The organism is Methylophaga sp. UBA2012 (assembly GCF_002335235.1).
GTDB lineage: Bacteria > Pseudomonadota > Gammaproteobacteria > Nitrosococcales > Methylophagaceae > Methylophaga > Methylophaga thalassica.
Genome location: NZ_DDCG01000002.1, coordinates 1 through 11,238, shown reverse-complemented (window position 1 = coordinate 11,238; position 11,238 = coordinate 1). Strand labels below are relative to the sequence as shown.

The 11,238-nt window shown below is 45.3% G+C and carries 7 protein-coding genes and 1 tRNA gene; 6 read left to right on the top strand and 2 right to left on the bottom strand.

Annotated features, from left to right (window positions below; translation table 11 throughout):
• Nucleotides 1-79: 79 nt before the first annotated feature.
• On the bottom strand, nucleotides 80-1,366 hold the full coding sequence (gene purD, locus B2248_RS01750; RefSeq protein WP_273182941.1) for a phosphoribosylamine--glycine ligase: 1,287 nt from the start codon (nucleotides 1,364-1,366) through the stop codon (nucleotides 80-82).
• 223 nt (nucleotides 1,367-1,589) lie between these two features.
• Here purD and hemN point away from each other — a divergent pair, with 223 nt between their 5' ends.
• From hemN to B2248_RS01735, 3 genes are all read left to right on the top strand, one after another.
• Complete coding sequence (gene hemN, locus B2248_RS01745) at nucleotides 1,590-2,969, top strand: oxygen-independent coproporphyrinogen III oxidase (RefSeq protein ID WP_273182940.1); 1,380 nt, start codon at nucleotides 1,590-1,592, stop codon at nucleotides 2,967-2,969.
• Nucleotides 2,970-2,974: 5 nt separating this feature from the next.
• Nucleotides 2,975-4,708, top strand: a complete 1,734-nt coding sequence (locus tag B2248_RS01740; RefSeq protein ID WP_273182938.1) for a chloride channel protein — start codon at nucleotides 2,975-2,977, stop codon at nucleotides 4,706-4,708.
• A gap of 52 nt (nucleotides 4,709-4,760) precedes the next feature.
• A tRNA-Leu gene (locus B2248_RS01735) sits at nucleotides 4,761-4,848 on the top strand.
• Nucleotides 4,849-4,941: 93 nt separating this feature from the next.
• Here B2248_RS01735 and B2248_RS01730 read toward each other — a convergent pair.
• Complete coding sequence (locus tag B2248_RS01730; RefSeq protein ID WP_273182937.1) at nucleotides 4,942-6,573, bottom strand: methyl-accepting chemotaxis protein; 1,632 nt, start codon at nucleotides 6,571-6,573, stop codon at nucleotides 4,942-4,944.
• 257 nt (nucleotides 6,574-6,830) lie between these two features.
• On the opposite strand from B2248_RS01730, the gene B2248_RS01725 reads away from it, so the two are divergent.
• The 3 genes from B2248_RS01725 (at nucleotide 6,831) to B2248_RS01715 (ending at nucleotide 10,747) form a co-directional block, all read left to right on the top strand.
• Complete coding sequence (locus tag B2248_RS01725) at nucleotides 6,831-8,249, top strand: hypothetical protein (protein ID WP_273182935.1); 1,419 nt, start codon at nucleotides 6,831-6,833, stop codon at nucleotides 8,247-8,249.
• A 109-nt stretch (nucleotides 8,250-8,358) separates the two neighbouring features.
• Complete coding sequence (locus B2248_RS01720; protein WP_273182934.1) at nucleotides 8,359-8,760, top strand: SH3 domain-containing protein; 402 nt, start codon at nucleotides 8,359-8,361, stop codon at nucleotides 8,758-8,760.
• Nucleotides 8,761-9,004: 244 nt separating this feature from the next.
• Nucleotides 9,005-10,747: a protein adenylyltransferase SelO gene (locus B2248_RS01715; protein WP_273182933.1), complete on the top strand. Its 1,743-nt coding sequence runs from the start codon at nucleotides 9,005-9,007 to the stop codon at nucleotides 10,745-10,747.
• The last annotated feature ends 491 nt before the right edge of the window (nucleotides 10,748-11,238 follow it).

The window sequence follows — 11,238 nt, the reverse complement described above, 5'->3', positions numbered from 1 at the left end:
ACTGATTGAATACCCTAATGTCACTCAATAAAAAGGGGTTAACCAGTAACCCCTTTTTTTACCTTCTTAAGCCGTCAATTTAGCCCTGCTCACGTGCCACAGCGCGGTAGGCTATATCGGTACGGAAATACGCATCTTTCCACTTAATGTGATCCAATGCCTGATAAGCCGACTTTTGCGCTTCTGCCACGGTATTACCCAGTGCGGTCACACATAAAACACGACCGCCAGCCGTAACCACATCATCACCTTGACTTGCAGTGCCAGCATGGAACACTTTGCTGCCGTTTTTCTCAGCGTCAGCAATGCCCGTAATCACGTCACCTTTACGATAACTATCGGGATAACCACCTGCGGCCATTACCACACCGATAGCTGCACGAGGATCCCATTCAGCTTCGACTTCATTCAAGCGTTTATCTAAAGCTGCTTCACATAAGGTGATAAGGTCAGATTGCAAACGCATCAAAATAGGCTGGGTTTCGGGATCACCAAAACGGCAGTTATATTCAACCACACGCGGCGCACCGGCTTGATCAATCATCAAACCGGCATACAAAAAGCCGGTGTAAGGACGACCATCAGCCGCCATGCCTTTCACAGTAGGCTCAATCACTTCGGCCATAATGCGTGTAAACACTTCATCGGTGACCACCGGAGCTGGAGAATATGCACCCATACCACCTGTGTTCGGGCCTTTATCACCATCATCACGTGCTTTATGATCTTGTGAGGTCGCGAGTGGCAGAATATGTTCGCCATCGACCATCACGATAAAGCTGGCTTCTTCGCCGGTCATAAATTCTTCAATGACCACGCGGCTACCGGCGTCGCCAAAGGCATTACCAGACAGCATATCTTCTACCGCAGCAATGGCTTCGGCTTCGGTCATCGCCACAATCACGCCTTTACCCGCAGCTAAACCATCGGCTTTCACCACAATGGGTGCGCCCTGCTCTTGAATGTAGGCTTTGGCTTCATCAACCTGAGTAAATACTTGATAAGCCGCGGTTGGAATTTGATGACGAGCCAAAAAGTCTTTGGTGAAACTCTTTGAGGCTTCTAATTGTGCCGCCGCTTTTGATGGACCAAAACAACGTAAACCCGCTGCTTCAAACGCATCGACAACGCCCATGGTTAATGGCACTTCCGGCCCGACCACGGTGAGATCAATCGCATTGTCCTGAGCAAATTTCACCAGCCCGGCGATATCTTCGACTTTGATATCCACATTGCTGATATTCGTTTCAGTGGCCGTACCGGGATTACCGGGTGCGACAAAGACTTGAGAACATTTTGGAGATTGATTCAGTTTCCAGGCAAGCGCATGTTCGCGCCCACCGCTACCGATGACTAATACTTTCATAGATGATTGCCGGAGATGCTAAAAAAGAGGCTAATAATACCGTAGATAACGGCTTTTCCAAACCACCAAAATCGATGATTTATATAGGCAAAGCGATTCTTTTTCTCCACTCATCAGTCCGTAGCCAGCGCCAGCTTTGATCCAGGTCAAGATCTGTTCGGATATTAAAACAGCACAAATCCTCGCTGGTTATACTTTGCACACATTATTTAGGAACAAAACCATGACTGATGCGATTGAATTTAATGCCGAATTAATCCGCCGTTACGACAAAGCTGGCCCGCGTTATACCTCTTACCCGACAGCGGTCGAATTTCATCATGGTTTTACTGCCGACACTTATGCTCAGCATATTGCCTTATCAAATCAGCGTGGTGGCCCACTCTCTTTATATTTCCACGTGCCGTTTTGCGATACGGTTTGTTTCTATTGTGCCTGCAATAAAATCATCACCAAAAACCGCCAGCATGCTCAGCCTTACCTGAAAAATCTCTATGAAGAAATTCGCATGCAGGCAGAATTGTTTGATACAAACCGTGTAGTAGAACAATTACACTGGGGCGGCGGCACACCGACGTTTTTAACGCATCAACAAATGCGTGAACTGATGGCGCAGACACGAAAATATTTTACCTTGGCGGATGATGACAAAGGCGAGTTTTCGATTGAAATTGATCCCCGCGAAGCGGATGACGCCACCATCAAACTGTTAAGAGAACTGGGGTTTAACCGCATCAGCCTGGGTTTGCAGGACTTCAATCCTAAAGTGCAGAAAGCCGTGAACCGGATTCAAACAGAACAACAAACATTCTCGATTTTAGACGCCGCACGTCGTGAAGGTTTTCGTAGCATCAGCCTGGACTTGATCTATGGCCTGCCGCATCAAACCGTGGAAAGCTTCAGCGACACCTTAGACAAAGTGATTGCTGCCAGCCCGGATCGTTTATCTGTGTTTAATTACGCACACATGCCAGACCTATTTAAAACACAACGCCAGATCGCCACAGCCGATATCCCGCCACCACAAGTGAAGTTACAAATTCTGCATCGCACCATCGATAAACTCACTGCGGCGGGTTATGTATATATAGGTATGGACCACTTCGCCAAACCTGGTGATGAACTCACACTGGCCCAACAAAACAAACAGCTCTATCGCAACTTCCAGGGTTACTCGACCCGCGCAGAGTGTGATCTGATTGGTTTTGGTGTGACCTCTATCGGCAAAGTCGGTGATGCCTATGTGCAAAATGTGAAAACACTGCCGGAATACGATGAAGCGATCAAAGCAGGTAAATTGCCCGTATTACGCGGTGTAGAGCTGGATGACGATGATAAATGTCGTCGCGATATCATCACCCGTCTTATCTGTGATTTTGCCCTGAACATACCCGCCATTGAAAAAGCCTATCAGATCAACTTCAACGACTATTTTGCAGATGCCATTGCCGACCTAGAACAATTTGCCCAAGACGGCCTGTTGCAGTATAAATGGGACTCTATAGAAGTCTTACCCGCTGGCCGCTTGTTAATACGTAATATCTGCATGGTGTTTGATAAATACAGTCAACAAGCAAGGCAGCGATTTTCCAAAGTTATATAGGGAATATGCTGGAAAAACTCCGACAGTACTTTATCTTTGGTCGACTGGGCGTAAAGCTTTATGTGCTTGCGGTCATCACCGGTTTACTGTCGAGTCTGGCCATCATTCTGTTACGCCTGACCATTGATTCTGGTCAGATGCTGCTATTCCCTTCTGGTGAAGTCGATAGTTATGACTCTTTGCCGTGGTACTGGTTACTTGCCATGCCGATTATCGGCGGTTTATTGATTGGTCTGTTATTTCGTGGGCTCGATGCAGAGCAACGCAATACCGGTATTTTGCATGTGATCGAACGGCTGTCTTCCTATGAAGGCCGGCTTCCCTGGCAAAATGCGGTTCGCCAATTTATCGGCACCAGTATCGCCATTATCACCGGCCATTCTGTGGGTCGCGAAGGTCCGGGGGTTCATCTGGGTGCCGCCAGCGGCAGTTTACTTGCCAGTGGTTTAGAACTGCCCAATAACAGCGTACGTATTCTGGTTGCTTCCGGCTCTGCCGCCGCCATTGCTGCCTCGTTTAATACCCCCATTGCTGGTGTGATCTTCGCGATGGAAGTCATCATGATGGAATACCATATCGCCAGCTTTATTCCAGTCATTCTGGCAGCCGTCACTGGCGCAGTGGTCTGCCGTCTGACCTTTGGTGATGATACCGTTTTCGTCAATCTCGCTACCCAAATGCAATCGTTATGGGAGCTGCCCTACATTATTTTTCTCGGCATCATTATTGGTGGTTTAGCGACTTTATCGTTAAAAAGTCTGCAATTTTTCTCTGGCACATTCAGTAAACATCCAGCCTGGATACGTCCAACCTACGCTGGCATTTTGATGGGTATTTTTGGCATGGCTGTGCCCGAAGTAATGGGTATGGGTTACGGCATTATTGGCAGTATTTCTGCTAATGAAATCGCGATTGGCAGCCTGGTGATTATTCTGATTCTTAAATTGGTGCTGTCTTCTGCCTGTGTTGGTTTTGGCATTCCCGCCGGCATGGTCGGCCCTACTATGGTCGTTGGTGCTTGTGCTGGTGCGATTCTGGGTTATATCGGTAATTTAGTCATGCCGGAATATGCCTCATCCATGACCTTTTATGCGGTTATCGGTATGTGTGCGATGATGTCGGCCACACTTAAAGCCCCACTTGCTGCTTTGATGGCCATGTTGGAATTAACCGGTAATCCGGAAATCATCCTGCCAGGGATGTTGGCGATTGTTTTCTCCAGTCTGATTATTCATGACTACTTTAAGCTCGATGCTCTATTTGTCAGCATTCTGCGTTATCGCGGACTCGATTTTCAAAACGACCCCATTTCACAAGCATTACGAAAAGTCAGTGTCGGGGCAGCTATGCAGCGTAATTTTGTCACCTTAAATCAAGTGATCAACGCTCAAATGGCGATGCAAACCTTAAAAAACAGTCCTGAATGGATCATCATCACCCGTGATCGTATTCCTGTCGTGATGATGCCCGCCAGCGATCTGGCAAGAGCGGTCAGCGTGAAAGACATGGGCGAAAACAGCGAAATCGACTTAATGCAGATTCCTGGTACCCGTCGTGATGTTCACAAAATTTCCTTACATACCAGTCTGTTCGAAGCGTATCAGGCCCTGAACGAACATCATGTAGAAGCCCTTTATGTCAGCCGTCAGAACGCCCCGATGATCGAACGAATCTACGGTATTCTGACCCGTGAAATGATCGAAGCCCACTACCAATTACCCAAATCTGTAACAAAATAGTAAAAAGGGTAGTGAACAAATCGAAAATCTTCGTTATAATGTGCGGCTTGTTGCCCAGGTGGTGAAATTGGTAGACACAAGGGACTTAAAATCCCTCGCCCTAATCCGGCGTGCCGGTTCGATTCCGGCCCTGGGTACCATAAGAATATGAAAGCCTCGATACTGCAAAGTATCGAGGCTTTTTTATTTCTACAACATATTATTTTCTTTCACTGTTTCCCGGCACGATAAACCTAAGCTAGTTTAAAGCGACTGGCTAACTGACTTAAGTGCTGACTTTCATTACCCAAAGCTAAACAAGCTTGTTCGGTTGATTTCGCACTGTCAGCAATACGATCAGAAGCTAGGTAAATAGTCGAAACACTCTCAGTTAAATTTTTAACAACGGAAGTTTGCTGTTCCGTGGCAGTGGCAATCTGACTACTCATACCGGCAATTCTGTCGGAGACCTGCAATATATTGTCGAAAGAATTGCCCATATTACGAATCTGGCTGAGGCCTGAACGCATCTGTTCCTGACTGCTTTGCATCATATCCGCCGCTTGGGCCGCATTACGCTGAATTGAAGCAATCACATCGGCAATTTCCCCCAAAGATGACTTGGTTTTCGTCGCCAATTTACGCACTTCATCAGCCACCACCGCAAAACCTCTACCCGCTTCACCGGCTCTGGCAGCTTCAATAGCTGCATTTAAAGCAAGTAAGTTTGTCTGCTCTGTAATACCGCTAATCACTTCTGAAATAACACTGATATTGTGACTGTCATGTTGTAATTTAGTCACCACTTCAGAGGTATTACTTAACGCCGTCGCCATATCTTCCGTCTGCTGTATCGACTGCTGAATCATCTCGCCACTTTCCTGCGCTTCGTGGCTGGCTTGTTCGCTCTGCTGAGAAGCATCCACGGTACGTATCGCTACCTCTTCAAATCCCACCTGCATTTGCTCAGTCGCTGTGGCGATTTGAGAAATTTCGTTACGCTGTGTCGCCAGATTTAGCGTCGTTTCCTGCACTCTATTATTTAACTGTTCACTGGTCACTTCCAATGATTGCACACTGTCGTTGATTTCCTGAGCTAACTGCGCCAGACCACGCTGCATTTGATCAAAATAATAAGCTGCCGATCCCAACTCATCCTCAGCAAACTCTGAGAGCACTAAGTTTTTGCTCAAGTCTCCCTGCTCTACCGCCTGCATTTGTTGGATCAATTTATCGAGAGGCACGGTCACTTTACGGGTGATGAAGAAGATCATCAGCAACACAAAGGCCACAGAAATAATGCCTGTCACAGCACTCTGTATGACCAATGTCTGAATGTGTGCCGCCTCATTTTGTTTGATCTCAATCGCTTCAGCCTGCAAGTCATGTTGTAAATCACTTAACAACTTAACAATCGCATTAAAAGGCGCCAGCATCGGACCCAGCATTTCTTGTCTTGCAGCATCAATTCGGCCTTGATCAATAAGCTCGATATACTTGTTCTGCATGGCAACATAGTCAGCTATTTGCTGCTGAAAACTTTCTATATTTTGGCGAATGACAGGCGTATCGGCTAAGGAAAGCATATGCTTCATAGCTTCAGACATCTTCTGATTGTTGTAATCAATCGTCACCAATATCTTCTGGTGCTCGTCTGCATCATTGGTCAACCCATAATCTAAAGCAAAGCGACGATAAGTAACCGTGTAATAACGTAAATCAGAAATCGTGGTTAATAAGCTGACATTTCGATCCACCACAGAGACAAATTTATTTTGCAGATCATGAATAGCGAATAGCGGATAAATGCCCACAGCAATGATAATCGCTATTGATGCGCCGAATGCTAACTGCAGGGCCTTAGGTATAGAAAGTTTCTTAAACATGGCAATTCCCTTATATAGGCAATATGAGCGAAGGGCCGACGCTGACTCACACATTTGCCATGCCCCTGAAATTCAGCCACAGTTTAATTTAGAAGTAATAATTTAATACAACGATTATTTCCTGTTAATTTAATCGTTAAAACAGATTAATAAATTTTGTTAACTGCTTCCAGAAAACACGCTGATTTCTGCCTTTAAGCTCAAATTTGCTGTACCATTTTTTCCGATGTGATGGACCATAAGAGAACGACGTCTGAATGACCGCTTCCCCCACTAAAATAAGCTGGCTTTTCCTAGCCCTGGCCGCCCTATTCATTTTTACAGTTCCTCAGGCCGAAGCAGGTTTGATCTCTGGTTTAGCCAAATTAGGCAAAAAAGTGGATGCGCCGGACACACATCACGCCTCATCTTTCCGCTTTGCTGATGAATTAGCTCATTACCCAGAAGGTAGTGTCGCTGAAATTAGCTTCAATCACAGCCAAAACCAGTGGATGGCAAGAACACCCGATGGCAAAAGCGTGCCGGTGCATCAATTCACTGAAAATGCAGTGGATGCCAACAAACAAGCTACTTTATTACTTTCTGAAAGCAATCTCCCCTACTCTCTGGATGCCTTTAATAAACTGCCCACAGAAGTTGCCATCAAACTCAAATCACGGCATGGCAAAACCTATTCATTAAGCACCAGCCCGGCAACGACCAATCTGATTGATAACCATATCAGTATCAACATTAGCGATATGTCTTCATTAAAAACGGCATTGTGGCAGTTACAACGGCCGGTTACCTCGGCAAATATGCGTTTAATTCAATTAGCTGATAATCCTGATCTGACGCTGCCCAAACAAAGCTACGGCTCAAAAATACCGGTGGATAAAGTCGGCACAAATCAGTTACTGAATGCACTCAAAACAATGCGGCAGCAAAGCTTTGTTATTTCAGCCAAGGTAGAGGATGGCTTTATCATTCAAGGTAAAGAAAAGATCGCTGTAACGGATTTGGAAAAAGTCGCTGCTGACAGAGATATCAGTCTGATCATTCTGGGCTCAGACAAACCGAAAAAAACCTTAGATCAACTGGCTAAAGACTGGCAAAAACGAAAAGATGCTGGCAGTTTAAATTCATATACCGCTGGTGACTTTTATAATGCCTTTGCACCCAAAAACACCTCATCGCCAGTGCCGGTAGAAATTGATTCATCAGGGAAATTACGTACCGCCCTGCATTTTGATCACAGCAGCTCTGCCACAAAAGCCATCCAACCACAAAGCAGCAACCTCGAACTCGCCTTAATGCCACTGCATGTTTTAACAAAATCCGTCATGCTATTTCAGCCTAATGAGGCTCGAGCGAAAGAACTGGATGATCGCATCCACCCAGCTATCCCGTCATGGGTTCATCTTTCATTAATCGCTTCATTAGTGATTGGCCTGGTCGCCTACAAAACATCCTGGTTCTTATACCTCAAACTCTGGACCTCACCACTCAGAGTCAATTACCGTCACTGGTTTCCATTCACCCTCCGTTATCTGCTGCATCGACTGAGCTTTGTTTTACTTTATCTGCCATTCCTAGGCATTTTTAGTCCGATCTATATATTGATAACCTGGATTTACAGAGTTATTCATTTTTTACTGATTCGTCCGGCTTATTGGATTTTTAATAAATTGGGTTAATGTGATTGGCTTGCAAACCGGACTGTTAAGAAATGTAAGAGATTTTTTACAAAATTAGTTATTATCCGAAAAATACAGAAATAATCATTCTCAATAAGGATATATAACCATGTTCAAACAGGCACTTCTTCTAGCAATTACAATGACTTTGACTTCCATTACACCCGTCGTACATGCAGACTTCATGGATGGTATTCGTGATCTGAAAAATGCGGTTTCCGATGTCAGCAGCAGTTCAAAAGAAGTCAGTTCTCTCGGCAAAACGATGGGTTTTGGTAATAATGAGTCAGAAGATACCAGCGGCGCTCTTGAAGCAGGCGATGTATTAGTTGCTAAAATCAACAAACTGAAAGTCTATAAAGATCCAAGCAAATCATCAGAGACTGTCTCGCTCGTTGATAAAACCAGCAGTCTGGTATTTATGGGTGAACAGGCAAACGGCTTTTATTTTGTCACCACAGATGACGGTGCTGAAGGCTGGGTCCAACAAGCACTAACAGCGAAACAGTAGAGTAATTGCTCTTTCAATCTCATCCTGCGTAACTGCTTCATCGACATTTTGACTATAGATAAGGGTCAGCCTAATCAAGTTGGCTGACTCTTAATTTCCCGACTGCTTCCATTTCTCCCTGATTCGTTCTGCTTAGTGCGTTTTGAGTAAATTCAGTTAAATGTTAACGTAGAACTTCGCTTGATTAAGCCAGTCATACTGGTGAAATCAAACCATCTGACACTATTAATAAGCCCTCAAAAATATGACTTCAGAAGTCTCGACACTCGACGACCTGGCAAAACTGACAAGCTATTCGCTCATGGACTCGCTTAACCGTGATCCTGATGCAACGGTAAATGGCGAAGATCACTATCCAAGACAAGTTTTCTCGGGACATTATGTTCCGGTAAAACCCACGCCAATCGAGAATCCTGTTTACGTCACACACAGCAAAACCTTTTTCGATGAAGTCGGTTTCGCTGACAGTCTGGCGACCTCGCAAGACTTCCTTCAGATGTTCTCCGGCAATCTCACTCATGTTCCTGAGCCTATCCGTCCAATCGGTTGGGCGACAGGTTACGCCCTCTCTATTTATGGTACGGAATACACTCAACAATGCCCATTCCAGACCGGTAACGGCTACGGTGATGGTCGAGCGATTTCCGTATTAGAAGCCGTTATCAAAGGCCAACGCTGGGAAATGCAGTTAAAAGGTGGCGGGCGAACGCCTTACTGCCGAGGTGCAGATGGTCGGGCTGTTTTACGATCCAGCATCAGAGAGTTTCTTGCTCAAGAGCACATGCACGCACTCGGTGTGCCCACATCACGTTCATTAAGTTTGTATGCATCAACCACCGAACGCGTCAGACGCCCCTGGTATTCGGAGGGTTCAACAGCAAGTGAACCAGATATTATTATCAATGAACCCGTTGCCATCTCAACGCGCGTTGCCCCCTCCTTTATTCGAGTGGGTCAGCTCGAGCTATTTGCTCGTCGCGTTGTGAATCATGCTCACGAAAACGCCATGGAAGAGCTGGAAAAGATCGTTTTGCACGTCATCGATCGAGAATATGCTGACGTTATCGATTGCGACCTGAATATCGAAACCAAAGTGATTTTACTTGCCAAGGCGTTTCGTGAACGCCTCACCTCACTTATCGCTAACTGGATACGTGTTGGTTATTGCCAAGGCAATTTCAACAGTGATAACTGCGCTGTTGGCGGCTTTACACTCGACTACGGTCCTTTTGGCTTCTGTGAAACATTTGAGCCTGTATACCAGCCATGGATTGGTGGCGGACGTCATTTCTCATTCTTTAACCAACCCGCCGCAGCAGCGCGTAACTTCGCTATGTTTTGTAAAGCCTTACAACCTTTGCTTAAAGACGATCAGCGTTACCTCTCAGAGCTTGAAGAGGTTCAACACGGTTTTGCTAACATCATCCAAACGCAATTAGAAAAAATGTGGGCAGCTAAACTCGGGCTTGAGGATTATAACGAAGCATTGTTCAGCGAACTTATCAGCCTGATGACTCTGACACCCGTCGATTACACCATTTTCTTTCGTGAGCTCTCAGTGTTGCCAGACGACATTGAGTCACTGAAAAAAAGCTTTTATGGTGAACTCAATTCTTCAGAAAATGGCACTAACTCCACGTCTCAAAACGCTCAGGACATTGAAAAACACTGGTCAGCGTGGTTTGATAGGTGGCAATCGCTTGTAGGCATCAGTGACAAAAACGACACCAACCCTACACGTTCCCGTGAAGCAATTTCCAGTCAAATGAAACGGGTCAATCCGAAATATATTCTGCGAGAGTGGCAGCTCGTTGCTGCTTATAAACAAGCAGCCGAAGGTGAATACACACTTCTTCGTGAGTTACAGGAAGTAATGACACAACCCTACGCTGAACAATCAAAAGACATCGAGGAAAAATATTATCGGCTTATGCCGATAGAGCTGAGTGATATCGGCGGCGTATCACATTATAGTTGCTCGTCATGAGTCGAAATTAATCAGGTCAAAGCGTGTTATTGTAATTAGGTTAGGGTTTGCTTAATAGAATCAAGTTAGCTGACGCTTGATACTCTCTAACACGCTTGACTTAGTGAGTATTAAATTTAACACAACAATAAATATCAACTTATCTAATCTATAAAGCGTTGAAATTCTCTAGGTAACAATTTAAGTAACTGGGTATCGTCCAGAATATAAAGGTCGTACGTTAATTCGAGTTGTTGGAGAAAACTTACATATCGGCTAACACATCCACCGCTTGTCCTTGATGCAGCTCCTCTCTTGAAATGCCCAGTTGAAGAATCTGTGTAGAGTTTACTAGAAAGCTTCATCACTCCTTCCATTGAAAGGATGTCCTGCCGTGCCATCAATTGCTCAATCAACTCTCCTCGTACAGGTAGTTCTTTGCATAGGAGGTATCTGACATCTTTTCCATAACGGGAGACGAGTTGCCATTGTAGTGGTTAACTGATCCCGGA